Origin of the sequence: Rhodococcus sp. T9N (assembly GCF_024436645.1) — a bacterium.
In the GTDB taxonomy this organism is placed as follows: domain Bacteria; phylum Actinomycetota; class Actinomycetes; order Mycobacteriales; family Mycobacteriaceae; genus Rhodococcus_F; species Rhodococcus_F qingshengii.
The window spans coordinates 184,095-210,113 of the sequence record NZ_JAMSKS010000006.1 but is presented as its reverse complement, the minus strand read 5'-3'; the positions used below and the strand labels follow the sequence as shown (position 1 = coordinate 210,113).

General features: G+C 63.2%; 22 protein-coding genes. 7 read left to right on the top strand and 15 right to left on the bottom strand.

Going from position 1 to position 26,019, the window contains the following annotated elements:
• Positions 1–8: 8 nt before the first annotated feature.
• From M1L53_RS13290 to M1L53_RS13275, 4 genes are read right to left on the bottom strand one after another with little or no spacing between them, the layout of a single operon-like run.
• A complete protein-coding gene (locus M1L53_RS13290) occupies positions 9–1,607 on the bottom strand; it encodes an acyl-CoA carboxylase subunit beta (protein ID WP_054187812.1) in 1,599 nt (532 codons plus the stop codon).
• Entirely contained in the window at positions 1,604–2,752 is a 1,149-nt protein-coding gene (locus M1L53_RS13285) for an acyl-CoA dehydrogenase family protein (protein ID WP_007728404.1), read from the bottom strand. Before M1L53_RS13285 ends, M1L53_RS13290 begins: the two co-directional genes overlap by 4 nt.
• Positions 2,749–4,470 (bottom strand): acyclic terpene utilization AtuA family protein, encoded by a 1,722-nt coding sequence (locus M1L53_RS13280; protein WP_047268913.1) that lies wholly within the window; start codon positions 4,468–4,470, stop codon positions 2,749–2,751. Before M1L53_RS13280 ends, M1L53_RS13285 begins: the two co-directional genes overlap by 4 nt.
• Positions 4,467–5,288 (bottom strand): TIGR03084 family metal-binding protein, encoded by an 822-nt coding sequence (locus M1L53_RS13275; protein ID WP_054187813.1) that lies wholly within the window; start codon positions 5,286–5,288, stop codon positions 4,467–4,469. The genes M1L53_RS13280 and M1L53_RS13275 overlap by 4 nt, the downstream gene beginning before the upstream one ends.
• A gap of 109 nt (positions 5,289–5,397) precedes the next feature.
• Between M1L53_RS13275 and M1L53_RS13270 the strand changes: the two genes are divergently transcribed.
• From M1L53_RS13270 to M1L53_RS13260, 3 genes are read left to right on the top strand one after another with little or no spacing between them, the layout of a single operon-like run.
• Positions 5,398–6,198, top strand: a complete 801-nt coding sequence (locus M1L53_RS13270) for a crotonase/enoyl-CoA hydratase family protein (protein WP_003942035.1) — start codon at positions 5,398–5,400, stop codon at positions 6,196–6,198.
• Positions 6,195–7,055, top strand: coding sequence for a DMT family transporter (locus tag M1L53_RS13265; protein WP_007728407.1), 861 nt, complete (start codon positions 6,195–6,197; stop codon positions 7,053–7,055). Before M1L53_RS13270 ends, M1L53_RS13265 begins: the two co-directional genes overlap by 4 nt.
• A gap of 44 nt (positions 7,056–7,099) precedes the next feature.
• On the top strand, positions 7,100–7,627 hold the full coding sequence (locus M1L53_RS13260) for a gamma carbonic anhydrase family protein (RefSeq protein ID WP_003941993.1): 528 nt from the start codon (positions 7,100–7,102) through the stop codon (positions 7,625–7,627).
• Between the two features lie 40 nt (positions 7,628–7,667).
• Here M1L53_RS13260 and M1L53_RS13255 read toward each other — a convergent pair whose 3' ends face one another.
• From M1L53_RS13255 to M1L53_RS13225, 7 genes are all read right to left on the bottom strand, one after another.
• The gene (locus tag M1L53_RS13255; protein WP_039972959.1) at positions 7,668–8,654 is read right to left on the bottom strand and encodes a pirin family protein; all 987 of its coding nucleotides are present in this window, start codon (positions 8,652–8,654) and stop codon (positions 7,668–7,670) included.
• A gap of 20 nt (positions 8,655–8,674) precedes the next feature.
• Complete coding sequence (locus M1L53_RS13250; protein ID WP_054187814.1) at positions 8,675–9,148, bottom strand: MarR family winged helix-turn-helix transcriptional regulator; 474 nt, start codon at positions 9,146–9,148, stop codon at positions 8,675–8,677.
• Positions 9,135–10,229: an LLM class flavin-dependent oxidoreductase gene (locus M1L53_RS13245; protein WP_054187847.1), complete on the bottom strand. Its 1,095-nt coding sequence runs from the start codon at positions 10,227–10,229 to the stop codon at positions 9,135–9,137. Before M1L53_RS13245 ends, M1L53_RS13250 begins: the two co-directional genes overlap by 14 nt.
• A gap of 147 nt (positions 10,230–10,376) precedes the next feature.
• Positions 10,377–11,909 carry a DHA2 family efflux MFS transporter permease subunit gene (locus M1L53_RS13240; protein WP_003942006.1) on the bottom strand — a complete coding sequence of 511 codons (1,533 nt, stop codon included), beginning with the start codon at positions 11,907–11,909 and terminating at the stop codon, positions 10,377–10,379.
• Positions 11,906–12,376, bottom strand: a complete 471-nt coding sequence (locus M1L53_RS13235) for a MarR family winged helix-turn-helix transcriptional regulator (protein ID WP_003941890.1) — start codon at positions 12,374–12,376, stop codon at positions 11,906–11,908. The genes M1L53_RS13240 and M1L53_RS13235 overlap by 4 nt, the downstream gene beginning before the upstream one ends.
• An 89-nt stretch (positions 12,377–12,465) precedes the next feature.
• Positions 12,466–13,431 (bottom strand): NADPH:quinone oxidoreductase family protein, encoded by a 966-nt coding sequence (locus M1L53_RS13230; protein ID WP_003941986.1) that lies wholly within the window; start codon positions 13,429–13,431, stop codon positions 12,466–12,468.
• A 79-nt stretch (positions 13,432–13,510) separates the two neighbouring features.
• Positions 13,511–14,167 (bottom strand): TetR/AcrR family transcriptional regulator, encoded by a 657-nt coding sequence (locus M1L53_RS13225; RefSeq protein ID WP_039972951.1) that lies wholly within the window; start codon positions 14,165–14,167, stop codon positions 13,511–13,513.
• Positions 14,168–14,232: 65 nt separating this feature from the next.
• On the opposite strand from M1L53_RS13225, the gene M1L53_RS13220 reads away from it, so the two are divergent.
• On the top strand, positions 14,233–15,222 hold the full coding sequence (locus M1L53_RS13220) for an NAD(P)-dependent alcohol dehydrogenase (protein ID WP_007728421.1): 990 nt from the start codon (positions 14,233–14,235) through the stop codon (positions 15,220–15,222).
• Positions 15,223–15,266: 44 nt separating this feature from the next.
• A complete protein-coding gene (locus tag M1L53_RS13215) occupies positions 15,267–16,025 on the top strand; it encodes an acyl-[acyl-carrier-protein] thioesterase (RefSeq protein WP_007728423.1) in 759 nt (252 codons plus the stop codon).
• On the opposite strand, the gene M1L53_RS13210 is transcribed toward M1L53_RS13215, so the two are convergent.
• Positions 16,022–16,222 carry a hypothetical protein gene (locus tag M1L53_RS13210; protein ID WP_003941897.1) on the bottom strand — a complete coding sequence of 67 codons (201 nt, stop codon included), beginning with the start codon at positions 16,220–16,222 and terminating at the stop codon, positions 16,022–16,024. The genes M1L53_RS13215 and M1L53_RS13210 overlap by 4 nt on opposite strands.
• Positions 16,223–16,295: 73 nt before the next feature.
• Here M1L53_RS13210 and M1L53_RS13205 point away from each other — a divergent pair, with 73 nt between their 5' ends.
• On the top strand, positions 16,296–16,793 hold the full coding sequence (locus tag M1L53_RS13205; protein ID WP_007728426.1) for a histidine phosphatase family protein: 498 nt from the start codon (positions 16,296–16,298) through the stop codon (positions 16,791–16,793).
• 13 nt (positions 16,794–16,806) lie between these two features.
• Here M1L53_RS13205 and M1L53_RS13200 read toward each other — a convergent pair whose 3' ends face one another.
• A complete protein-coding gene (locus tag M1L53_RS13200; RefSeq protein ID WP_054187815.1) occupies positions 16,807–17,814 on the bottom strand; it encodes an MsnO8 family LLM class oxidoreductase in 1,008 nt (335 codons plus the stop codon).
• 90 nt (positions 17,815–17,904) lie between these two features.
• On the opposite strand from M1L53_RS13200, the gene M1L53_RS13195 reads away from it, so the two are divergent.
• On the top strand, positions 17,905–18,291 hold the full coding sequence (locus M1L53_RS13195) for a glyoxalase superfamily protein (RefSeq protein WP_054187816.1): 387 nt from the start codon (positions 17,905–17,907) through the stop codon (positions 18,289–18,291).
• A 71-nt stretch (positions 18,292–18,362) separates the two neighbouring features.
• On the opposite strand, the gene M1L53_RS13190 is transcribed toward M1L53_RS13195, so the two are convergent.
• Both M1L53_RS13190 and rpoB read right to left on the bottom strand, forming a co-directional pair.
• On the bottom strand, positions 18,363–22,319 hold the full coding sequence (locus M1L53_RS13190; RefSeq protein WP_003941914.1) for a DNA-directed RNA polymerase subunit beta': 3,957 nt from the start codon (positions 22,317–22,319) through the stop codon (positions 18,363–18,365).
• 117 nt (positions 22,320–22,436) lie between these two features.
• A complete protein-coding gene (rpoB, locus tag M1L53_RS13185) occupies positions 22,437–25,943 on the bottom strand; it encodes a DNA-directed RNA polymerase subunit beta (protein WP_003942068.1) in 3,507 nt (1,168 codons plus the stop codon).
• Positions 25,944–26,019 lie beyond the last annotated feature (76 nt).

Sequence of the window (26,019 nt, the reverse complement as noted above, 5' to 3'; positions counted from 1 at the left end):
GGCGTGCCTCACATACGGAAGACGCCGAAGTTCTCGGTGCCTTCGATCGGGGCGGTGGCGATGGCCGACAGGCACATTCCCACCACGGTGCGGGTGTCTCGGGGATCGATGACGCCGTCGTCGTACAGACGACCCGACAGGAACATCGGAAGTGACTCGGCCTCGATCTGGTTCTCGATCATCGCGCGCATGCCGGCGTCGGCCTGCTCGTCGAAGACCTGGCCGCGGGCCTCGGCAGCAGCGCGTCCCACGATGGAGATGACGCCGGCGAGCTGCGCACCGCCCATGACGGCGGACTTGGAACTGGGCCACGCAAAGAGGAACCGCGGATCGAACGCGCGTCCGCACATACCGTAGTGACCGGCGCCGTACGACGCTCCGAGCAGGATCGAGATGTGCGGAACCTTGGAGTTGGCAACCGCATTGATCATCATCGATCCGTGCTTGATCATGCCGCCCTCCTCGTATTCCTTACCCACCATGTAGCCGGTGGTGTTGTGCAGGAACAGCAACGGCGTGTTGGAACGATTGGCGAGCTGGATGAACTGCGTGGCCTTCTGTGATTCCTCACTGAAGAGCACTCCACGTGCGTTCGCCAGGATGCCGATCGGGTAGCCGTTCAGCTCGGCCCACCCGGTCACGAGGGAGGAGCCGTAGAGCGGCTTGAACTCGTCGAAGTCGGAGCCGTCGACGATACGGGCGATGACCTCACGCGGATCGAACGGGATCTTCAGGTCGGCCGGAACGATGCCGAGCAACTCTTCCGGATCCTCGAGCGGTTCGATGATCTCCGCGCGCGGCGCCGGCCCCTTCTTGGTCCAGTTGAGCCGCTTGACGATCGAGCGCCCGATGCGGATCGCGTCCTGCTCGTCGGCGGCGAAGTAGTCGGCCAACCCGGACTTGCGAGCGTGCATTTCGGCGCCGCCGAGTGCCTCGTCGTCGGATTCCTCACCGGTGGCCATCTTGACCAGCGGCGGGCCTGCGAGGAACACCTTGGAGCGTTCCTTGATCATCACGACGTGATCGGACATGCCCGGGATGTACGCACCGCCGGCCGTCGAGTTACCGAAGACCAGTGCAATGGTGGGGATTCCGGCTGCGGACAGCTGAGTGAGGTCACGGAACATACGCCCGCCCGGGATGAACACCTCTTTCTGCGTCGGCAAGTCTGCGCCGCCGGACTCTACGAGGGAGATCACAGGGAGGCGGTTCTGCATGGCGATATCGTTGACCCGGAAACCCTTACGCAGCGTCCACGGATTGCTGGTGCCGCCGCGCACGGTGGGATCGTTGGCGACGATCAGGCATTCGACACCTTCGACGACGCCGATACCGACCACGGTGCTGGCTCCGACCGGGAAGTCACTCCCCCACGCAGCGAGGGGACACAGTTCGAGGAACGGTGAATCCTGATCGAGCAGGAGTTCGATCCGCTCGCGTGCCAGAAGCTTTCCCCGCTTGTGGTGCCGCTCGGTGTACTTCTCGCCGCCACCCGCCAACGCCTTGGCGTGCTCGACCTCGATCTCGGCGAGCTTGGTGTTCATGGTCGATGTTGCGGTCTTGTACACCTCGGAATTGGTGTCCAGTGTTGACCGGATGACACTCATGACTGATACCCCAATCGCTTGGCCGCGAGGCCGGTGAGGATTTCGGTGGTTCCGCCACCGATTCCCAGAATTCGCATGTCCCGGTACTGCCTCTCCACTTCGCTTTCCTGCATGTATCCGAGGCCGCCGAACAGCTGAACAGCTTGGTTCGCAACCCATTCGCCCGTCTCGACTGCCGTGTTCTTCGCAAAGCACACCTCGGCGATCAGATCGCCGTCACCGGCCATGTACCGCTCGATCACCGAGTGCGTGTACACCTTGGCGACGTCGATCTTGCGGGCCATCTCGGTGACGGTGTTCTGGACGGCCTGCCGACTGATCAGGGGGCGACCGAAAGTCTCACGGGCGCGGCACCATTCGAGCGTCAGCTCCAGGCAACGTTCTGCACTGGCATACGCCTGCGCGGCGAGCGCTACCCGCTCGGAGACAAATGCCTGGGCGATCTGCGCGAAGCCGCTGTTCTCTGCACCGACCAGATTCTCCACCGGAACCCGGGCGTCGACAAAGGAGAGTTCCGCGGTATCGGATGCGCGCCAGCCCATCTTCTCGAGTTTGCGCGAGACGGTGAATCCCGGTGTGCCCTTCTCGATCACGAGCAGTGAGACACCACCCGCGCCGGGACCACCGGTGCGCACCGCTGTAACGACGAAGTCCGCTCGAACGCCGGAGGTGATGAACGTCTTGGCGCCGTTCACGACGTAATGATCGCCGTCGCGCTTGGCTGTAGTTGTCAGGTGCCCGACGTCGCTGCCTCCGCCGGGCTCGGTGATGGCGAGCGAGCCGATCTTGTCGCCGCGCAGGGTCGGCTTGACCCACTTCTCGATCTGCGCCTCGTCGCCGGCCGCGATCAGGTGCGGCACCGCGATGCCGCAGGTGAAGAGCGATGCGAACAGCCCGCCCGACGCACCTGCCTGATGCATCTCCTCACAGATCACGATGGAGTCGACGGCGTCGCCGCCCTCACCACCGGCCGATTCGGGTGCGCTGGCCCCGAGGAGTCCGAGAGCGCCTGCCTTGCGGTGCAATTCGCGCGGAATCTCGCCGTCTCGCTCCCACTGCGTCAGATGCGGCAGAATCTCCTGGTTCACGAATCCGCGTACGGTCTCGCGAAGCGCAAGCCTTTCCGGTGTGGTCCACACGGTCACCGTGAATCCTCTTTCTCGTCAGTTACGGGGAGTAGCGAAATCGGGATGTCGATGTGGCGCGAACGCAGCCATTCACCAATTCCCTTGGCCTGCGGATCGAACCGCGCCTGCGAGGCGACACCCTGACCGAGAATTCCCTCGATCACGAAGTTGACGGCACGAAGGTGCGGAAGCTGGTAGCGAGTGACGTTCAGGTCTGCTGCTTCCGGTAGCAGTTCCTTGAGCATCTCGACGGTCAGTGTGTGCGCCAACCACTTCCACTGATCGTCCGTGCGAACCCAGACGCCGACGTTGGCATTTCCGCCCTTGTCGCCGCTACGGGCACCGGCGATCGTGCCGAGTGGTACTGAAAGCGACGTCTGTGGCGGCAACGGCTCCGGACGCTCCGGTTCGCCGACGGGTTCGAGGTCCTGCGTCAACGTGGACGGAGCGATGTCCACGCGCGTGCCGTCCGGCAGTACGGCCACGTGCGGCACCGATCCCGCGTCGACGTAGCCGGGGGTGAACACTCCGTACGGTTGGCCGTTGCTCGGCGGAGCCGTCAGCGAGAAGCCGGGGTAGCTGGCAAGTGCCATTTCCACCGCAACCGCGGAGAAAGGGCGACCGATCACCTTGGGGTCGGAATCGCGAACCACGCAGCGCAGCAACGCACTCGCGGTTTCCTCGGTGTCGGAATCCGGATGATCCGTGCGAGCGAGAGTCCAGACCAGTTCGGCGGGCTTCTTCGTCAGCCAGGATTCGAGCTGAGTCTTCGCCAGATCGGCCTTGGCCTCGATGTCGAGACCCGTGAGGATGAAGGTGGCCTCGTTACGGAACCCGGCCAGCGTGTTCAGGGAGACCTTGTACTGCGGCGGCGGAGCCTCGCCCGTGACGCCGCTGATCAACACCCGGTCCGGGCCTTCCTGGGTGAGCACTGCGTTGTCGATGCGGGTCGTCACGTCCGGGCCTGCATAGCGTCCACCGGTGATCTCGTACAGCAGCTGCGCCGTCACCGTGCCGACGCTCACCTCGCCGTCCGTTCCGGCGTGCTTGGTGATGACCGAGGTTCCGTCCGCGTTGATCTCGGCGATCGGGAAGCCAGGCCGGCCCAGATTGGGAATCTCTGTGAAGAACGCGTAGTTGCCGCCGGTGGCCTGGGTTCCGCACTCGATGACGTGGCCCGCCGCGACAGCACCGGCAAGCTGATCGAAATCATCTCGCTTCCAACCGAAATGGTGAGCGGCCGGACCGACGATCACCGACGCATCGGTGACCCGTCCGGTGACCACGACATCGGCGTCGGCCGACAATGCTTCGACGATGCCCCAGGCGCCGAGGTACGCATTGGCCGTCAGTGGGGAGCCGAGTCCGAGTTCGTCTGCCCGAGAGATCAAATCGTCGCCCTCGACGTGGGCGATCTTCGCGTTCAACCCCAGCTTGGTGTTGACCTCGCGCAACGCGTCGGCCAGTCCGGCGGGATTGAGACCGCCTGCATTCGCGACGATCTTCACCCCCTTGTCGAGCGCAAGGCCGAGCGTGTCCTCCACCTGCCGCAGGAACGTCTTCGCGTAGCCGAGCGACGGGTCCTTCATCCGATCCCGCCCGAGGATCAACATCGTCAGTTCGGCCAGGTAGTCGCCGGTCAGGTAGTCGAGTTCGCCGCCCTCGAGCATCTCGCGCATCGCCGAGACGCGGTCGCCGTAGAACCCGGAGCAGTTACCGATCCGTACCGAACTCATTTGCCCACCTTCGATGCTCGTCCCTCACCGCTGGATCCGACGGCGGCTCGTCCCTCACCGCTGGGTCCGGCAAAGGCCTGCGCGAACCCGAGCCACTCGTCCGCGTCGGCACCCACGGCGACCAGATCGAGATCGGCGCGATTGGCGCGCTGGGTGACCAGCAAGCAGAAGTCCAACGCCGGCCCGGTAACCTTCTGCGGCGCATCTTCCGGCCCCCAGGTCCAGAGCGACCCGTCCGGCGCGGTCAACTCAACCCGGAAATCGTCGGCGGGCGGCGTCTTCTCGTTGACCGAGTACGCGAAGTTTCGCGTCCGCACACCCAGGTGAGCGATGTTCTTGATGCGCGCCGTCGGAGCGCGTTCGACGCCGAGTGCGTCGGCAACGTCCTGCCCGTGCGCCCACGTCTCCATCAGTCGCGCGGTAGCCATGGAGACACCGCCCATGGGCGGGCCGTACCAGGGGAACTTGGTTCCGGCCAGGGCGGCGGTGAGCGCCTCGACGAGAGCGGTGCGCCCCGCTCGCCAATCGGCGAGCAACTCCGCCGGCTGGCGGGCCGCCTGTTCGGCAGCACCGTCGTCGACAAACCCTGCCGGGTTCACGAACGCCGCCTTCAACTGCTCCGCGAACCCGTCCGGGTCGGTGATCGCCAGGATCGCTGCACTGTCCGTCCAGTGCAGGTGCCCGATCTGATGTGCGATGGTCCACCCTTCCGCAGGCGTCATTGTCGCCCACTTCTCCTCGGGCAGATCCGCAACCAGGGCGTCGAGGCTCTCGCCTTCGGCCCGCAAGTCATCGATGAACGTCTGAAGTTCGGCCATGCGACCAGCATCACACTCACATCCATAAAAATCAAGCACGAATGATTGTTATTGCGAAATCCTGTGGTGAGAGACTGAGCTCAACTGCCATCGACAACCAGGAGCACCCATGAGCGACGCCGTACTGATCTCGCGAACCGGCGATGTGGTCACGTGGACCCTCAATCGCCCGGACACCCGCAATGCGATCTCCGAGATCGACATGATCGAGGCCCTCGAAGACGCAGTCACCGCGGTTAACCGAGATCAGAGTGTGCGCACGGTCATTCTGACGGGGGCCGGATCGGCCTTCTCCTCCGGCGGCAACGTCAAGCACATGCGAGACAAGGAGGGCATGTTCGGTGGCGCACCCGGCGAGATCCGCCAGGGCTACCGGCACGGCATCCAACGCATCCCGCTCGCGCTGTACACGTGTGAGGTGCCGACCATCGCGGCGGTCAACGGCCCGGCCATCGGAGCGGGCTGCGACCTCTCACTCATGTGCGACCTCCGTATCGCCTCGACCGCCGCGGTCTTCGCCGAGAGTTTCGTCAAGGTAGGACTCATCCCCGGCGACGGCGGAGCGTGGCTGCTCCCCCGCGCGATCGGCAACGCCCGCGCGGCCGAGATGGCGTTCACCGGTGAACCGATCGATGCTGCGAGAGCACTCGACTGGGGTCTGGTCTCGCAGGTGACCGAACCCGAGGAATTGCTTTCCGCAGCGCACGCTTTGGCAGCTCGAGTAGCCGCCAATCCCCCGCAGGTACTCCGCATGACCAAAAAGCTCCTCCGCGAGGGCCAGCACCAGAGCCTCGAGAGCCTGCTCGAACTCTCGGCCGCCATGCAGTCGATCGCCCACCACACCCGAGATCACCACGAAGCCGTCGCCGCGATGCTCGAGCGTCGAAGTCCCGAGTTCACCGGAGAATGAAGGCGGGCAGTCAGCTACTGCCGGTCGGAGCAGTCCTCACCTCGATACTGTCGCTCCAGTTCGGAGCGGCATTCGCGACGACATTGTTCTCGCAGATCGGGCCGGCCGGAGCCACGACGCTGCGGCTGACGATCGCCGCGATCATCCTCGGCGTCATCGTCCGCCCGCGATGGAGCAGATGGTCGAACCGGCAGCGCAAAGGCATCTTCGCACTGGGCATCGCCCTCGCCGTGATGAACGGCGCCTTCTACCTCGCCCTCGACACGGTGCCCATCGGAACGGCCGTCACCATCGAGTTCCTCGGACCGCTCACCCTGGCCGCAGTTCTGTCTCGTCGGTGGGCCGACGGAGCATGGGTGCTGCTCGCCTTCGGCGGAGTGTTGCTGCTCGGGTTGGGCGATCACGGCGAATCCGGTTTGGACCCGATCGGGGTGATGTTCGCGTTGATCGCCGCTACTGCGTGGGCCGGATACATCGTGGCCGGTTCCCACCTGGCCGCGACGCTCCCGAGCGCCGACGGGTTGGCAGGCGCAAGCATCGTCGCGGCCGTATTGACGCTGCCCTTCGGCGTCGTCTCGGGCGGAAGTGAACTGCTGGATCCGACGATGCTCGCCGCAGGCGCAGCCGTCGCCGTCCTCTCGTCCGTCATCCCGTACAGCTTGGAAATGTGGGCGCTGCGCTCTCTAGCCAAGAAAGTCTTTGCCGTCCTCATCGCCCTCGAACCCGCAGCGGCCGCACTGGCCGGAGTCCTCGTGATCGGGCAAACGCTCGACGCGTTCACACTCGTGGCCATCGCACTGGTGGTGGCCGCGGGCGTCGGCACAGTCGTCATGAATCGAAAACCCACAGCGAAGTAGTCCAGGTACCGTCAGAGCACGTCATTCCAACGCACAGGAGAACCATGACCAACCCGATCATCGCCACCGTTCTCGGTAACACCCCGCAGATCGACGAAAGTGCGTTCATCGCACCCAACGCCACCGTTGTCGGCGCGGTGACCATCGCTGCGGGAGCCAGCATCTGGTACGGCGCGGTTATCCGCGGCGACGCAGAATCGATCTCCATCGGCGCTGACACCAACATTCAGGACAACTGCACCGTGCACGCCGACCCGACGTTCCCCGCAGTGCTGGGCGAACGAATCTCGGTCGGCCACAACGCAGTGCTGCACGGGTGCACCGTCGAAGACGACGTTCTCGTCGGCATGGGTGCCGTGGTGCTCAACGGCGCACACATCGGCTCGGGGTCACTGATTGCAGCCGGCGCCGTCGTGTCTCAGGGGATGCAAATCCCGCCTGGATCACTGGTCGCCGGCGTGCCCGCCAAGGTCAAACGTGAACTCTCCGAAGGCGAAAAGGCCGGTATCACCGCCAACGGCGCCGGCTACATCATGCTCGCGAAGGCTCACCAGGACATCGAACAAGCCTGATCGAAACGACGCTCGCGGCCGGTAGCAGCAAGAGCAACGACTAGCCTCGGGGCCGCAACGTACTGTTCGGCAACTCGGGTGCCGGGAGCGCCGGACCGTCGTATCCCGGCACGACGCCGAAACGCCGGTCCGGGACGCTGCCGTCGAATCCGGAGGCAAGCTCGGCCTGCCACTTGCGTCGATACTCGACGATCTCTTCGTGTGTACGGCCCATGAAGTTCCACCACATGATGACCTGCTCGCCCAACGGTTTCCCGCCGAGAAGTAGCAGTCGAGCCGGTTCGGATCCCGGATTGCGCAAAGTCAGTTTTCCGAAACCCGGTGCTTGATAACCCAACTCGGCCCAGCCGACAGTGGTACCACGCAGAACAACCGATCCTTGATCGACGATCACGCCGTGCTCATGTGAACGATCGACATCGAGGGCGATCTCGGCCCCAGGATCGAGAATCACCTCGGCACCGAGTAATTCGGTGAAGGTAGACACCGGAGACGTTTCACCGGCGAGCGAACCGAGGAATACACTGAGCGTGACACCATCGGTGGTCACCGGCTCCGGTCGATAGTGAACGAACGCGGGTGCGGTATCGCGCGCCGCATCCGGCAGCGCCACCCACAACTGCATCCCGTGCAGAACCTTCGTATTCGGCGTCGACACCTCGGAGTGCGCGATCCCACTCCCGGCCGTCATCAGATTCAGTTCACCCGGCCTCACCATCGCATGGGAACCGATGCTGTCACGGTGCTCGATCTCTCCGGTGAACAGCCAACTCACCGTCTGCAAACCGGTATGCGGATGCGGCGGCACATGCATGCCCGGTCCTGAGCCGACGTCATCCGGACCGTAATGATCTGCAAAACACCATCCCCCGATCAGCGAACGCTCGCGTTGCGGGAGGGTGCGTCGCACTCGCATGGCCCGCGGGCCACCGAGCGGTACGTCGCGCGGGGTGAGGATCTGAATCTCGCTCTCCGCCGGATGGCCTTCGCATTCCTGCTCGACGGGCTGCGCTTCGAGGTTACTCATATCGTCCATCCTGCCTCCAGTCATGACTGCGCGAGACGCAGACGCGTGCACAATTCGGCCAACAGTCGAAGTTCATCAGCGTCCAGGGCCGGTCCGACGTGGCGGCGGATGCTCGCGGCATGACGGCGACCCACTGATTTCTGCAGCGCTGCACCCGTTTCGGTGAGTTGCACGATCGTCCCGCGGCGATCCTGTGGATCAACACTTCTCGTTACCAGACCTTCGCCCTCCAACCGTTCCACCAGGCGACTGAGCGAAGGCTGGCTCAGCAATATCTCCCGATTCAGGTCATGCAGGCGAAGGGAACTACTCGACGCAAGACTCAGCGTGAACAGCACGTCGTACTCGCGCATCGACACCTGATCCCAGACGTCGTCGGCAGAGAGCCGCCGCAGCACCGACACCTGGGCGCGAAACAAGGCTTCCCAGGCGTCGGTGGCGAGTTCGGTGGTGCTGACCGGAACCTCAGGCGGTTGCTCGTCAGGCAGTGACACTGCTTGCCTCACGAGCCGCCTTCATCGACGCGTGAGTGGGCGGGTTGTCCGGCACATGTGCTGGCCGCCTGGCCGCGAACTCACGGCGCAGAACCGGAACAACTTCCTCACCGAGCAGATCGAGCTGCTCGAGCACCGTCTTGAGCGGCAGCCCGGCGTGATCCATCAGGAACAGCTGGCGCTGGTAGTCGCCGAAGAAATCGGCAAACGCCAACGTCTTCTCGATGACCTGTTCAGGGGAACCGACGGTCAGCGGCGTCTGCTCGGTGAACTCTTCGAGTGAGGGCCCGTGGCCGTACACCGGAGCATTGTCGAAATACGGACGGAATTCCTTGACCGCGTCCTGACTGTTCTTGCGCATGAAGACCTGACCACCGAGACCGACGATCGCCTGATCCGCGGACCCGTGGCCGTAATGCTCGTAACGCCGGCGGTAAAGATTGATCAGCTCGATGTAGTGCTCTTTCGGCCAGAAGATGTTGTTCGCGAAGAATCCGTCGCCGTGATACGCCGCGATCTCCGCGATCTCGGGGCTGCGGATCGAGCCGTGCCACACGAACGGCGCGACGCCGTCCAGCGGGCGCGGGGTGGACGTGAAGCCCTGGAGTGGAGTGCGGTACTCCCCTTGCCAGTTCACGACCTCCTCGTCCCAGAGCCGGCGAAGAAGTTGATAGTTCTCGAGAGCCAACGGGATACCGGCGCGAATGTCCTTGCCGAACCACGGGTACACAGGCGCGGTGTTTCCGCGACCCATCATCAGATCGACGCGCCCCTCGGCGAGGTGTTGAAGCATCGCGTAATCCTCGGCGATCTTCACCGGGTCATTGGTGGTGATCAGCGTCGTGGACGTGGAGAGCGTGATCTTCTCGGTCTGGGCCGCGATGTATCCGAGCATCGTGGTCGGAGATGACGGCACGAACGGCTTGTTGTGATGCTCGCCGGTCGCGAAGACGTCGAGACCGACTTCCTCGGCGTGCTTGGCGATGGTCGTCATGGCCTTGATGCGCTCGTGCTCTGTCGGGGTCTTACCCGTCGTGGGATCAGTGGTGACGTCACCGACCGTGAAGATTCCGAACTGCATGGTTGCTCCTCCGCGAACTAGATCCATGCGTTGGCATGTAACTGATCAAACATTCAACCATCCAGCTGTATTCCACGGCAAAAAGGTGAGGGCGGCACACAAGATGTGTGCCGCCCTCACCTGGACGAACGATCTACCGAAAAGCGGTCAGTGCATAACGATCGGCGTTGCCGTCTCGCCCTCGGCCACCGGCCTGGTGGTCTTGCTCCGCGGCAGGAAGAACGCCGGGATGAGGGTCAGGACGATCAGCACAGTGGCAACGAGGAAGGTGTTACCGAAGGCATCCGACGCCGCACTGAGAATCGAATTCGCAGCAGACTCCTGCGGACTTCCCGGTTCGGTCGGAATGTGCGAGGCCGCACCGACCATCGTCGTGTCGAGGCCACGATCGAGAAGCTGGTTGGTCAAGACCACCGACATCACGGCGGTACCGATCGAACCTGCGGTCTGCTGAACGATGTTCATCAGGGTGGAGCCGCGAGCAATCTGCTCGTTGGAGAGCGTCACGATAGCTGCGGTCATCAGCGGCATCATGGTGCAACCCATACCGAGGCCCATGACGAACAAGGCACCCATCAGCAGCCACGTCGGGGAATCCGAGGCAACCTGTGTGAACACACCCAAGCCGATCAGAATCAACGGCAAACCGGTCAGGACGATCTTGCCCGGGCCGATCTTGTCGACCAGTCGACCAGCGATCGGCATGGTGACCATAGCGCCGAGACCCTGCGGAGCCATCAACAATCCGGCAGCGAGCGTGGTGTGACCGCCGACCTGGATGAAGTAGCTCGGGAACAGCAACCCGGCGCCCATGAAGGCGACGATGAACAGCGACGTCGTGATGACGGCGGTGGTCAACTGACGGTTCTTGAACAGGTGCAGGTCGATCAGCGGGTGATCCTTGTTGAGCGCGTGGAACACGAAGGCGATGATCAGCGCCAGACCGATACCGGCCGACACCAGAACCCGAGCCGACGCAACCGTTCCCACCTCAGGGATGGACGACACACCGAACAGGAACAGCGCCAGGCCGGGCGACAGCAGGATCATGCCGAGGAAGTCGAAGGACTCCGAAGGCTTCGCCTTGTCGGACGGCAGAATGATGAATGCTGCTGCCAACGCGATGATGCCGATCGGCAGGTTGATCAGGAAGATCCAGTGCCAGCTCGCGGCCTCGATCAGCCAACCACCGAGGATCGGGCCACCGATGGGGCCGAGCAGCATCGGGATTCCGAGAACTGCCATGACGCGACCGACGCGGTCCGGACCGGCGGCCCGGGTCATGATGGTCATACCGAGCGGCATCAACATGCCGCCGCCGAGGCCCTGGAGCACACGGAAGCCGATGAGCGAGGTGATGTCCCACGCCATCGCACAGGCGACCGAACCGAGCACGAACAGCACCAGGGCCGTCATGTAGAGGCGCTTGGTGCCGAAACGGTCGGCAGCCCAACCGGTAACCGGAATGACCGTCGCCAAAGCGAGGGTGTAGGCCGTCATCGTCCACGCGACGGTGGCGTACGAAGTTTCGAAGTCCTCGGCAAAGGTGGTGAGCGCGACGCTCACCACGGTTACGTCGAGAATCGACATGATGGCGCCGAGCACCACCACGGAAGCGATCTTGAGGACCGCCCCGTCAAGTTTGTCGGACGCCGGTGCCGGCGCGTTCGGCGATGTCATCGCGAAGTCTCCTGGTTAAGTGCTCGCAGATAGTCACCCGCGAGAATGGGCTTGAGAGCCTCGAACAAACGAATCCGCTCTGGCTCAGGAACACGCGACGCGAATTCGCGAAGCTGGCCGCGCTTGCACTCGATGTGGTTGGTCGTCACCTTACGACCGGCCTCCGACAAGGAAACCCGCTTGACGCGTCGGTCCCGCTCGTCTTCACGGCGATCGACCAGACCCATGTTCACGAGCTGATCGATGTTCCGCCCCGTAGCTGCCACCGAGAGCCGAAGCTCGTCGGCAACCTCGTTGATCGGGATCGCCGCATCACGTTGTGCAAGTACGAACAGCACACGCACCTGAGAGAACGAGAGATCCAGTTCGATCAACGCATCGATCGACTCCGAATCACCGGCGCTCATCAGGCGAGTGAACAACTCGTCGAGTGCTCCATACAGGTCATCAGAATCGGAAGCGATCACCTGGCAAATGGTAGTGCGGTTGCAACTATTGCCCAAATGAAAACATGTTGCAACTTATTATTTGGTGACCACCATCACGTTGCGAAGAATCATTCCTGCAGCAAGATGGCCTTTCCGAGAACTTTGCCGCTTTCGAGATCAGCCAGGGCAACTGCTGCGTCGGCAAGCGGATACCGTGCCTTGACCAGCGGACGCAAGCCGTTCCGGACGTGTTCTACCAGCGATGCGTGTACCTCGGCTACCGCTTCGGGATTGGTACGCGTGAACTCACCCCATGCCGCGCCGACAATGCTGATATTGCGAAACAGCACCCGGTTCACCTTTACCTCGGGAATACCGCCGCCGGCGAATCCGATCACCACGAGTCGTCCTTCGGGTGCCAGAACCCGGACCGCGTCGTCGAACGCATCGCCGCCCACCGGATCCACCACGATCTGAGCGCCGACGCCGTCGGTCAGTTCCCGAATCCGCTCTCCCCATCCCGGAGCCAGCGCGACCACCTCGTCGGCACCGAGCTCACGCAAGAAGTCATCGACGCCCTCGCGTCGTACCACGGCGATCACCCGGGCACCGTGCGCCTTGGCCAGCTGGATGGTTGCCGTTCCGACTCCGCCTGCAGCGCCGAGCACGACGACAGTCTCCCCCGCGACGATCTTCGCGCGACGAGCGAGCGCGAACTCCATCGTCTGATAGTTGATGATCAGCGAGGCCGCCTCGTCGAAGGCGAGTCCGTCCGGAATTCGGAGTACCTGCGCCGGGTTGACGGCAATCCGCTCTGCATACCCACCCAGATACGCGGCCGCGAGAACACGATCGCCCGGAGCGAAACCCGACCCTTCCGGCGCGGAGACCACGACGCCCGAGATCTCCGCGCCGGGAATGAACGGCGGTTCCGGGCGGATCTGATACTTGCCGTAGGTGATGAGCAGGTCCGGAAAGCAGACGCCACTTGCCTTCACATCGATGAGAACAAGACCTTCGGCTGCGGGCTCGGGAACCTCCTGCGCGACAATTCCTTCGGGACCGGACAGTTCCGTAACCACCATGGCGCGCACAGAAAGCTCCTCTTCGGGACATCTGAAGTCTGGACCGGTAACCCGGTTTTCTCGACTTTAACCCGGTACTCACGTCAGATCATCGTTCGCTCCCGATGTGCAGACGTTCGAGTCCGTCGAGAATCAGATCGAGACCGAAAGCGAATTCGGCGGCGTAGCTGTATCCCGGAGCAAGGACGTGCTTGGTGGTCAACTCGGCCAGGTGCGGATACTGACCGCTCTCGAACGAGCCCATGATCGCCTTCGCCAGTTCCGTCGTTTCCTGCGCTGTTTCGAACGGCAAGCTCACTTCTTGCAGCACGAAGCCGTAGATGTACGCATCCATGATCGAAAAGGCATGCGCAGCAAGGGCGACGGGAAAGTCGGCAGCGCGTAGCGTTCCGATGACGGCATCGTGGTGGCGCAGGGTCGCGGGACCAGGCGTCGTTCGGGACTCCATCAACGGAGTTGCCCACGGGTGCCTCCCCAACACTTCCCTTGTCGATACCGCTCGCACGTGAAGTTCCGTGCGCCACGGGCGTCCCGGCGTCGGCAGATCGATCTCCGCGAAGACCGCATCGACCATTCCGTCGAGCAGATCCCCTTTGTCCGAAACATGGTTGTACAGAGACATCGCTTCGACGCCCAGTTCGGTGCCCAGCTTCCGCATGGTCATCGAATCGATTCCGACGGAATCGGCAAGCGCGACAGCAGCGTGTACGACGTCGTCTCGGGTCAATCTTGCGCGCTTCTCCACGTTGACAGAACTTACACCGTAAGTGCAATACTTACGCTGTAAGTATTCGACGAACGGAGACTCGCATGCCGAAGGAACTGATGACCGCCGTCGTACAGGATCGCTACGGCGAGGCCGACGTTCTCTACGTCGACCACATTCCGCGCCCCACTGTCGCCGACAACGAAGTGCTGATACGCGTCGAGGCCGCGTCCGTCGACCGCGGGGCATGGCATCTCATGGCCGGACTGCCATATCCGTTGCGCCTCGCGGGTTTCGGGCTGCGCAGACCTAGGAACCGGGTACGCGGACTGGACGTATCCGGCCGAGTCGAGGCCGTCGGCAGTTCGGTGACCCGCGTGGCAGTCGGCCAGGAGGTATACGGGATCGCGGTCGGTTCGTTCGCGGAGTACGCACGCGCACTCGAGACGAAGATTGCCGCAAAACCTGCCCGGTTGTCGTTCGCACAAGCAGCAGCGGTGCCGGTCTCCGCCCTCACAGCGTTGCAAGCCGTGCGCGACCACGGCCGCGTGCAGGCGGGCCAATCCGTCCTCGTACTCGGCGCATCCGGTGGCGTCGGGATCTACGCGGTGCAGGTGGCAAAAGCCATGGGCGCTCACGTCACCGGCGTGTGCAGCACCTCGAAAACCGATACCGTCCGCTCCATCGGTGCCGACGAGGTTCTCGACTACCGCGTCGACGACGCCACCGACGGATCGCATCGGTACGACGTCATCATCGACACCGGCGGCAACCGCCGACTGCGAGATCTTCGACGGGCGCTCACACGCACCGGAACGCTGGTGATCGTCGGCGGCGAGAACGGCGGACGGTGGCTCGGCGGAACCGATCGCCAAATACGCGCACAGTGCTTGTCTCCGTTCATATCTCAGAAAATGGGCACCTTCATCGCTTCGGAGAACGCCGACGATCTGGAGGTCCTGACGCAGATGATCGACGCAGGTGACATCACCCCGGTGATCGACTCCGTTCATCCCCTTGCCGACACCGCCGTCGCCGTGGCACGAATGGTCGACGGCTCCGGCTGCGGAAAGCAGATAATCGCCACTCGCTGAAAAGCCTGACAGAATCGGCTCACTCCAGCGAACAGGAATCTCACGTGAACCCAGATCTCACGCTCGCGCAACAGCCGGACCGAGGACCGATCTTCGTCAAGTCCCGCCCGGTCCGCACCGGCGACATCGACGTCGCCAAGCAGGTCAGGCTCGACGCCGTCGCCCGCTACCTGCAGGACATCGGCAACGACAACATCGAGGCCGCGGGAGCCATCGACACCCATCCGCTCTGGATAGTGCGTCGTACGGTCGTCGACGTCGTACGCCCGGCGATCTGGCCGGAAGAGTTGACGATGACTCGCTGGTGCTCCGGCTTCTCCACGAGATGGGCGAACATGCGTGTGCGCTTCGACGGCAGCAACGGCGCGCTGATGGAAACCGAAGGCTTCTGGATCAACATCAGCGCCGAGTCGGGCATGCCCACGCGGATGAGCGACGACTTCATGCGGCCACTGGAGGAATCCACCGACGAGCATCGCCTGAAGTGGAAGCGGGTACTCGCCGAGAACGCACCGGAGGCGGACGACGCCGGTGTTCTGGACACGCCGTTCGCTCTGCGCGCCACGGATATCGACCCGTTCGACCACGTCAACAACGCCGTCTACTGGCAGGCAGTCGAAGAGGTCCTCAGCGCTCGCACCGAACTACGGACAGTTCCGCATCGAGCACTGATCGAGTACCTCTCCCCCATCGTCTCCAGCGACGACGTCGTCCTGCGCAGCCGCGTCGACGACAAGACCGTCACGGTCTGGTTCCTGGTCGGCGAAGCGCTCCGCGCAGTTGCGCAGGTGAGCGCCCTCTAACGCAGTTTCTGGGTCGCGACAGCCGCGACACCGAACACCAACGCAAGAAGAATCGCGGCCCAGAAACCGAAGAGCCACCACACCACGCCGAACACGACCACTGCCGGGGCAACGGTGATGAAAGCGATGGTGGGGCTTTCGCGTACCACCTCGAGTGCAGTTCGGGCATTAGTTCGATCGAGCTTCTTACCGGCCATCGAAAACCTCCTTCAAGGTCCTGACCATCCAGAGTAACCGGACTGACGGGCACAAAGCGGATACCGTGAACGCATGGCCGACCACCGCACCCTCGTCCTCATGCGACACGGCAAGTCCAGCTACCCCGAGGGCATCCGTGATCACGAGCGTCCGCTCGCCGAACGGGGCCTACGCGAGGCCCGCATCGGCGGCGAATGGATCCGCGAAAACGTCCCGCCCGTCGACGCCGTTCTGTGCTCCACCTCCCGGCGGACCGTCGAAACCCTTGCCTCGACGGGAATCGAAGCTCCCGCCGGGTTCGAGAAGTCCATCTACGGCGGCTCACCCGCAGACGTCATTGCAGCTGCGCGAACCACGTCCGACCACGTCAAGACGCTCCTGATCGTCGGACACGAACCCGGAATTCCCTGGACTGCACTCGATCTCGCATCGAACGAAAACTCCGAAGCGGCCCAACGTATCCGCGACAAGTTCCCCACTTCGGCGATCGCCGTCCTCTCCGTACCGGTGCCGTGGACCGAACTCGACGACTCCGTCGCCACTCTGCTCGAGTTTCACGTGCCCCGTTAGATCAACGACACCGCTAAAGCACCTCACGTAGCAGGCGGTCCGAAAGTGCAAGCGCGTCACGGTCGTACGTCGATGTCGACGCCAACACTTCGTCGGCACCGGTCCGTTCGGCGAGATCGTGAAGTTGCTGTTTCACCTCGACGGGCGTCCCGTGCAGCGCCGACGCCATGAACGACTCGATCCGCCTGGCGTTTCGATCACTGCGCGGGGCAAGCCTGATCTTGTCCAGCGACGCGAGCGGCGGGAACTCCCCCGTCCGTGACGATTCTGCGAGCGCGTATGCCTCCGGGATCAGCAACTCACGCGCCGCGTCGGTGGAATCGGCAACCGCCACTTCGAGAGAAACCACCACATAGGGTTCGGGATGAGCGTCGGTGGCCCGGAAAGCTCGGCGGTACTCGTCCAACGCCTCCACCCGGTCGGTGCTACCGATTCCGAGTATCGGCCCACCCACGACCACCGGAAGCCCCAGCTGCGCTGCCACTTTCAGACCTGTGCGCGTCGCCAGCACGAAGATCGGGACTCCAGACTGCGACGCCGGCCGTGCCGTCACTGCGGCGGAACCGTCCAGATAACGCCTCACCTCGTCCAGGTCCGACACAAACGTGTCCGGAGCGTCCTTGCTGCGTCGTAGTGCCTGACGTACGGGCTCCGTGAATCCCAGCGATCGGCCGAGGCCGAGATCGATTCGCCCCGGGTAGAGAGCCTCCAGCATCAGGAACTGCTCGGCGACGATCAGCGGTTGGTGATTCGGCAGCATGACTCCACCGCTGCCGAGTCTGATATCGCGCGTATGCGCGCCGATCGCGGCAAGCAGTACTGCCGGCGACCCGCTCCCGATCCCGGGCACCGCGTGATGCTCGGCGACCCAGAACCGGTGGTAGCCGAGAGCGTCGGCGTGCGCGGCACGTTCGACGGAATGCGTCAGAGCTGCGGAGTCGGGGTATCCGCTCCTGGTTCGGGATCGGTCGAGCAGTGAGAGAAGCACCCTCGGAGCAACAAGGAATTCGGAAAGTTTCATCCGGACGCCGAACGAGGACCGTTTCTGACCGCAATACCCGCAACACTGGACCTGTCGCCGGAATTCACCATCACATGAAGGGCACACGTCATGGACATCAAGCTCGAACTGGTCGCCATTCCCGTCACCGACATCGACCGCGCCAAGGACTTCTACGTCCGCCTCGGATTCAATGCCGACCACGATCACACGGTCAGCGAAGACCTGCGATTCGTCCAGCTGACCCCTCCCGGTTCGGCCTGCTCGATCTGCATCGGCAAGGGAATCACCGACGCCGAGCCCGGCTCGGTCGTCGGCATGCAGGTAGTGGTCAAAGACATCGAAGAGGCCGAGCGCGAGTTCAAGAGCCGCGGCATCGACATCAGCCCGATCGACGACCAGGCCTGGGGGCGGTTCATCTACTTCGCCGACCCCGACGGGAACAAGTGGGCTGTCCAGGAGATCGTCATCCCGGACCTCAGCGGCAGCGACTCCTGAAAACGTCCCACTCCTGACATGAAAAATCCCCCCACCTCTTTCGAAGTGGGGGGATTTCTACGAACTAACGCTTAGCGGTAGTCGTTGCTGAAGCCGTAGTCGTCCAGCGGAACTGCAGCACCGGTGTTCTGGCCGAAGCCGTCCGGGCTGTAGTACTGGTCGTCGTACGACGGCACTGCGTAAGCAGCGGCGCGTGCCTCTTCGGTGGGCTGAACCTGGATGTTGCGGTAACGGTTGATACCGGTACCGGCAGGGATCAGCTTGCCGATGATGACATTTTCCTTCAGACCGATCAGCTTGTCCGAGCGGCAGTTGATAGCCGCATCGGTCAAGACACGAGTGGTCTCCTGGAACGATGCCGCGGACAGCCACGAATCCGTCGCGAGCGACGCCTTCGTGATACCCATGAGCACCGGACGGCCGGCTGCGGGCTCGCCACCCTCGGCGACAACGCGGCGGTTTGCCGACTCGAACTCGGCGCGCTCGGTGAGCGAACCGGGCAGGAACTCGGTGGCACCGGAATCGATGATCGTCACGCGACGAAGCATCTGGCGCACGATCACCTCGATGTGCTTGTCGTGGATCGACACACCCTGGCTCCGGTACACCTCCTGGACCTCGTTGACCAAGTGGATCTGAACCTGACGCGGACCCATGACTCGCAGGACCTCGTGGGGATCGGCAGCACCTTCCATGAGCTGCTGTCCGACCTCGACGTGGTCACCGTCAGCCAAGAGGCTTTCGCGACCGTCGGCGTGCTTGAAGACACGCAGACGCTGACGCTTGCTGAGCTTGTCGTAGACAACCTCTTCGCCGCCGTCGTCCGGAACGATGGTGATCTTGTAGAAACGATCGCCGTCTTCGAGCTGTACCCGACCGGTGACGTCCGCGATAGGAGCCTTGCCCTTGGGCACACGTGCCTCGAACAGCTCCTGGACACGCGGCAGACCGCCGGTGATGTCATCTCCTGCGACACCACCCTGGTGGAAGGTACGCATGGTCAGCTGGGTACCGGGCTCACCGATCGACTGTGCGGCGACGATACCGACAGCCTCACCGATGTCGACCAGCTTGCCGGTGGCCATCGAGCGGCCGTAGCAAGTGGCGCAAACGCCGGTGCCGGTGGTGCAGGTCAGGACCGAGCGGACCTTGACCGTCGTGATGCCGGCTTCGAGCAGAGCATCGATCGCGGGGTCACCGAGATCGTGGCCACGCTCGACGATGACGGTGCCGTTCGCGTCGACTGCATCGGCCGCCAAGGTACGGGCGTACGTGCTGGTCTCCACGTGAGCATCGCGGATCATCGTGCCGTCGGCCTGCTTCTCGGCGATCGTGGTGACGATGCCGCGCTCTGTTCCACAGTCGACCTCGCGGACGATGACGTCCTGCGAAACGTCCACCAGACGACGGGTCAGGTAACCCGAGTCGGCGGTGCGGAGTGCGGTATCGGCCAGACCCTTACGAGCACCGTGCGTGTTGATGAAGTACTCGAGAACGGTCAGGCCTTCCTTGAAGGAAGACTTGATCGGACGCGGGATGAACTCACCCTTCGGGTTTGTCACCAGGCCCTTCATACCGGCGAGCGAGCGAACCTGAGTCATGTTGCCGGCTGCGCCGGACTTCACGATCATCGGGATCGGGTTGCTGTCGGGGAAGTGAGCCTCCATGGCCTTGCCGACCTTGTCGGTCGCTTCCTGCCAAATGGTGACCAGAGCGCTGTTGCGCTCCTTCTTGTCCAGAGCACCACGCTGGTACTGCTTCTCGATCTTGTCGGCCTGAGCCTCGAAGTCCTCGATGATGGCAGGCTTCTCCGGCGGCACGAGCACGTCGGAGATCGAGACCGTGACACCCGAACGGGTGGCCCAGTAGAACCCGACGTCCTTGAGCTTGTCGACGGTCTGAGCAACCACGATCATCGGGTACCGCTCGGCGAGATCGTTGATGATCGTCGCCTGGCGCTTCTTCGGCATCTGCTCGTTGACGAACGGGTAGTCCGCCGGAAGCAGCTCGTTGAAGAGCACACGGCCGAGTGTCGTGGTGGCGGTCCAGCCGTCACCGTAGTTCCAGCCCTCGGGGAACAGTTCGTTCTCGAGGTCGCGCGGCGGACGCTGCTGCGTCAGACGCACCTTGATCTGAGCCTGAACCGAGAGCGCGCCGCGGTCGACTGCCATCTGAGCCTCGGCGGGCGAGGAGTACACGCCCTGCTCTGCCTCGTCGTTGGTCGGAGCAACGAGCTCACCGGTGACACCCTCGTCGAGACGGGTCAGGTGGAACAGACCCGTGACCATGTCCAGACGCGGCATGGCGAGCGGGCGACCCGAAGCAGGCGAGAGGATGTTGTTCGAGGACAGCATCAGGATGCGTGCCTCGGCCTGAGCCTCTGCCGACAGCGGGAGGTGAACAGCCATCTGGTCACCGTCGAAGTCGGCGTTGAAGGCCTCACACACCAGCGGGTGGAGCTGAATGGCCTTGCCCTCGACGAGCTGCGGCTCGAATGCCTGGATACCCAGACGGTGCAGCGTAGGTGCACGGTTGAGCAGCACGGGGTGCTCGGCGATGACCTCTTCGAGGACGTCCCACACCTGGACGCGCTTGCGCTCGACCATGCGCTTGGCCGACTTGATGTTCTGCGCGTGGTTGAGATCGACCAGACGCTTCATCACGAACGGCTTGAACAGCTCGAGAGCCATCAGCTTGGGCAGACCACACTGGTGCAGCTTGAGCTGAGGACCGACGACGATGACGGAACGACCCGAGTAGTCGACGCGCTTACCGAGCAGGTTCTGACGGAAGCGACCCTGCTTGCCCTTGAGCAGATCGCTCAGGGACTTCAGCGGGCGGTTACCCGGTCCGGTGACCGGACGTCCACGACGACCGTTGTCGAACAGGGCGTCGACCGACTCCTGCAGCATCCGCTTCTCGTTGTTGACGATGATCTCGGGAGCACCGAGGTCGATCAGTCGCTTGAGGCGGTTGTTGCGGTTGATGACGCGGCGGTACAGGTCGTTGAGGTCGGACGTCGCGAAACGTCCACCGTCGAGCTGAACCATCGGGCGAAGCTCCGGCGGGATCACCGGAACAGCGTTGAGGACCATGCCCATCGGCGAGTTGCCGTTGGTCTGGAATGCCGCAACCACCTTGAGGCGCTTGAGTGCACGCAGCTTCTTCTGGCCCTTGCCGCTGCGGATGGTCTCGCGGAGAGACTCTGCCTCGGCGTCGAGGTCGAAGTTCTGCATCAGGATCTGGATGGACTCTGCGCCCATCGCACCCGTGAAGTACTCGCCGTAACGGTCGACCAGCTCGCGGTACAGGAGCTCGTCGATGATGAGCTGCTTGACGCTCAGCTTGGTGAAGGTGGTCCAGATCTCGTCGAGACGATCCAGCTCACGCTGCGCGCGGTCACGGAGCTGACGCATTTCGCGCTCGCCGCCGTCCTTGACCTTGCGGCGGACATCGGACTTCGCGCCCTCTGCCTCGAGCTCGGCGATGTCGGCTTCGAGCTTCTGCGCACGTGCCTCGAGATCGGCGTCGCGCTGATCTGCGACGGTCTTCTTCTCGACCTGCATCTCGGCTTCGAGGGTGGACAGCTCGTTGTGACGGAGCTCCTCGTCGACACCGACGATGACGTAGGCAGCGAAGTAGATGATCTTTTCGAGATCCTTCGGAGCCAGGTCGAGCAGGTAACCGAGACGGCTCGGAACACCCTTGAAGTACCAGATGTGCGTGACCGGTGCGGCCAGTTCGATGTGACCCATGCGCTCACGACGAACCTTGGCGCGAGTGACCTCGACGCCACAGCGCTCACAGATGATGCCCTTGAAGCGGACACGCTTGTACTTACCGCAGTAGCACTCCCAGTCCCGAGTGGGGCCGAAGATCTTCTCGCAGAAGAGGCCGTCCTTCTCGGGCTTGAGCGTGCGGTAGTTGATGGTCTCCGGCTTCTTGACCTCGCCGTAGGACCAATTGCGGATGTCCTCTGCACTGGCCAAGCCAATGCGGAGTTCATCGAAGAAGTTGACGTCGAGCACGTAACTTCCTTTCCCCGTTGGGGTTACGGTTGCCGGTCACCCGGCAACCTGACTGCCAATTCAAATGTGAACTACGCCCCCGGGCCGCTCTCTCAAGAGCAACCCGGGGACCGAAACCTAGTTCGCGAGGTCGTCGACCGTCGCAGCTTCGTTCCTGGACAGGTTGATGCCCAGGTTCGCTGCGGCCCGCTCCAAGTCCTCGTCGTCGCCGTCCGCCATCGTGATGGCCGCGCCGTCCGAGGACAGCACCTCCACGTTGAGGCAGAGCGACTGGAGCTCCTTGAGGAGCACCTTGAACGACTCGGGGATGCCGGGTTCGGGGATGTTCTCGCCCTTGACGATGGCTTCGTACACCTTGACTCGACCGACCACGTCGTCAGACTTGATGGTCAGCAGTTCCTGCAGCGTGTAAGCCGCGCCGTAGGCCTGCATCGCCCAGCACTCCATCTCACCGAAGCGCTGGCCACCGAACTGGGCCTTACCACCGAGAGGCTGCTGCGTGATCATCGAGTACGGACCGGTCGAACGAGCGTGGATCTTGTCGTCGACCAAGTGGTGCAGCTTGATGATGTACATGTAACCGACCGAGACCGGGTACGGGAACGGCTCGCCGGAGCGGCCGTCGAACAAGGTGGCCTTTCCGTCGGGTCCGACCATCTGCTCGCCGTCACGGTTCGGCAGCGTCGCGCCGAGGAGACCGGTGAGCTCGTCTTCCTTCGCACCGTCGAACACCGGGGTGGCGATGTTCGAGTCGGCCGGAGCGGACAGCATCTCTTCCGGCAGGGTCGCAGCCCAGTCGGGACGAGAGCCGTCGGACGCGATCTGAACGTTCCAGCCGGTCTTGCCGATCCACCCGAGGTGGGTCTCCAACACCTGACCGATGTTCATACGACGCGGGACGCCGTGCGTGTTCAAGATGATGTCGACAGGCGTGCCGTCCGAGAGGAACGGCATGTCTTCCTGCGGCAGGATCTTGCCGATGACGCCCTTGTTACCGTGGCGGCCAGCGAGCTTGTCACCGTCCTGGATCTTGCGCTTCTGTGCCACGTAGACGCGGACCAGCTCGTTGACACCGGGAGGCAGATCGTCGTCTTCGTCACGCGAGAACACGCGGATTCCGATGACCTTGCCGGTCTCACCGTGAGGAACCTTGAGGGACGTGTCACGAACCTCGCGAGCCTTCTCACCGAAGATGGCGCGAAGGAGGCGCTCTTCGGGGGTCAGCTCGGTCTCGCCCTTCGGCGTGACCTTTCCGACCAGCACGTCGCCGTCACGAACCTCGGCACCGATACGGATGATGCCGCGCTCGTCGAGGTCGGCGAGGACCTCGTCGGAGACGTTCGGGATGTCGCGAGTGATTTCCTCGGCACCGAGCTTGGTGTCGCGGGCATCGATCTCGTGCTCCTCGATGTGAATCGAGGTCAGGACGTCCTCTTCCACGAGACGCTGCGACAGAATGATCGCGTCCTCGTAGTTGTGGCCTTCCCACGGCATGATCGCGACGAGCAAGTTCTTGCCCAGCGCCATCTCACCGTTCTCGGTGCAAGGACCGTCGGCCAGAACCTGGCCGGCCTCGACACGCTGTCCCTCGTCCACGATCGGACGCTGGTTGGCGCACGTGCCCTGGTTGGAACGCGCGAACTTGCGCATCCGGTACGTCTTGCGGCTTCCGTCGTCAGCCATCACCGTGACGTAGTCCGCGGAGATCTCCTCCACGACACCGGTCTTCTCGGTGATGATGACGTCGCCGGCATCCACAGCTGCACGCAACTCCATGCCGGTACCGACGAGAGGTGCCTCGCTGCGAACCAGCGGGACAGCCTGACGCTGCATGTTCGCGCCCATCAGGGCACGGTTTGCATCGTCGTGCTCGAGGAACGGAATCATCGCGGTTGCGACGGACACCATCTGACGCGGCGAAACGTCCATGTAGTCGATGTCGGAGGACGCGACGAACTCGACCTCGCCACCCTTACGGCGGACGAGAATCTTCGAGTCGGTGAAGCGACCCTCGCGGTCGATGGCCGAGTTGGCCTGCGCGACTACGTGGCGGTCTTCTTCGTCAGCGGTCAGGTAGTCGACCTCGTCGGTCACCTGTCCGTCGACGACGCGACGGTACGGGGTCTCGATGAAACCGAACGGGTTGACGCGGGCGTAGACCGACAGCGAACCGATCAGGCCGATGTTCGGGCCTTCCGGGGTCTCGATCGGGCACATGCGGCCGTAGTGCGACGGGTGAACGTCGCGAACCTCGAGGCCGGCGCGCTCACGGGACAGACCACCCGGGCCGAGGGCGGACAGACGACGCTTGTGCGTCAGCCCCGACAGCGGGTTGTTCTGGTCCATGAACTGCGACAGCTGGGAGGTTCCGAAGAACTCCCTGATCGCAGCGACGACGGGACGGATGTTGATCAGCGTCTGAGGCGTGATTGCCTCGACGTCCTGTGTGGTCATGCGCTCACGAACCACACGCTCCATGCGGGACAGGCCCACGCGGATCTGGTTCTGGATGAGCTCGCCGACGGTACGCAGACGACGGTTGCCGAAGTGGTCGATGTCGTCGACCTCGACGGGAACCTCGACGCCGCCCGGAGCCGTCATCGAGGTGTCACCTGCGTGCAGACGCACGAGGTACTCGACGGTGGCGACGATGTCTTCTTCGGTGAGCGTGGATGCAACGATCGGCTGACCCGCGTTCAGGCCGAGCTTCTTGTTGATCTTGTAACGACCCACGCGAGCGAGGTCGTAGCGCTTGTCCTTGAAGAACAGGTTCTCCAGCAGGGTCTGCGCGCTCTCCTTGGTGGGGGGCTCGCCCGGACGCAGCTTGCGGTAGATGTCGAGCAACGCCTCATCGGTGCCGGCTGTGTTGTCCTTCTCCAGCGTGGCCATGAGGATCTCGGAGAAGCCGAAGCGCTCCGTGATCTGCTCGGTGGTCCAGCCGAGTGCCTTGAGCAGGACGGTGACAGGCTGACGACGCTTGCGGTCGATACGGACACCAACGGTGTCGCGCTTGTCGACGTCGAACTCGAGCCATGCGCCGCGACCCGGGATCACCTTGACGCTGTGCAGATCCTTCTCGGTGCTCTTGTCGACGCTCATGTCGAAGTACACACCGGGGGAACGCACGAGCTGCGAGACGACCACACGCTCGGTGCCGTTGATGATGAAGGTGCCCTTGTCGGTCATCATCGGGAAATCTCCCATGAAGACCGTCTGGCTCTTGATCTCACCAGTGTTGTTGTTGATGAACTCCGCGGTGACGAACAACGGCGCCGCGTAGGTCATGTCCTTGTCTTTGCACTCGTCCGTCGAGGCCTTGACCTCGTCGAATCGAGGGTCGGAGAAGGACAGCGACATAGTGCCGTTGAAATCCTCGATCGGAGAAAGCTCCGCGAGGATGTCCTCGAGACCACCGGACACTGCATTGTCGCCGAGTGCCGCTGCTCGTTCACGCCAACTCTGCGCGCCGATCAGCCACTCGAACGAATCTGTCTGTACGTCAAGAAGCCCGGGAACTTCGAGGGGTTCGCGAACTTTCGCGAACGAAACCCTCTTCGGGGCTCCGGGGATTCCGGAAACTGCCTTGGTCTGGCTAGAGACTGCCAAGATGCGTCCTTCCAGCACCTCACGCGGGCCGCTCCGTGCTGTTGCGACCGCCGCTGTATCTGCTTCGAATTTCGCTGGTTACAACCCGAACGAA

Coding starts and splice junctions, on each gene's coding strand:
- M1L53_RS13290 (WP_054187812.1), bottom strand. CDS start 1,607: ATGAGTGTCATCCGGTCAACACTGGACACCAATTCCGAGGTGTACAAG.
- M1L53_RS13280 (WP_047268913.1), bottom strand. CDS start 4,470: ATGAGTTCGGTACGGATCGGTAACTGCTCCGGGTTCTACGGCGACCGC.
- M1L53_RS13275 (WP_054187813.1), bottom strand. CDS start 5,288: ATGGCCGAACTTCAGACGTTCATCGATGACTTGCGGGCCGAAGGCGAG.
- M1L53_RS13270 (WP_003942035.1), top strand. CDS start 5,398: ATGAGCGACGCCGTACTGATCTCGCGAACCGGCGATGTGGTCACGTGG.
- M1L53_RS13265 (WP_007728407.1), top strand. CDS start 6,195: ATGAAGGCGGGCAGTCAGCTACTGCCGGTCGGAGCAGTCCTCACCTCG.
- M1L53_RS13260 (WP_003941993.1), top strand. CDS start 7,100: ATGACCAACCCGATCATCGCCACCGTTCTCGGTAACACCCCGCAGATC.
- M1L53_RS13255 (WP_039972959.1), bottom strand. CDS start 8,654: ATGAGTAACCTCGAAGCGCAGCCCGTCGAGCAGGAATGCGAAGGCCAT.
- M1L53_RS13245 (WP_054187847.1), bottom strand. CDS start 10,229: ATGCAGTTCGGAATCTTCACGGTCGGTGACGTCACCACTGATCCCACG.
- M1L53_RS13240 (WP_003942006.1), bottom strand. CDS start 11,909: ATGACATCGCCGAACGCGCCGGCACCGGCGTCCGACAAACTTGACGGG.
- M1L53_RS13220 (WP_007728421.1), top strand. CDS start 14,233: ATGCCGAAGGAACTGATGACCGCCGTCGTACAGGATCGCTACGGCGAG.
- M1L53_RS13210 (WP_003941897.1), bottom strand. CDS start 16,222: ATGGCCGGTAAGAAGCTCGATCGAACTAATGCCCGAACTGCACTCGAG.
- M1L53_RS13205 (WP_007728426.1), top strand. CDS start 16,296: ATGGCCGACCACCGCACCCTCGTCCTCATGCGACACGGCAAGTCCAGC.
- M1L53_RS13200 (WP_054187815.1), bottom strand. CDS start 17,814: ATGAAACTTTCCGAATTCCTTGTTGCTCCGAGGGTGCTTCTCTCACTG.
- M1L53_RS13195 (WP_054187816.1), top strand. CDS start 17,905: ATGGACATCAAGCTCGAACTGGTCGCCATTCCCGTCACCGACATCGAC.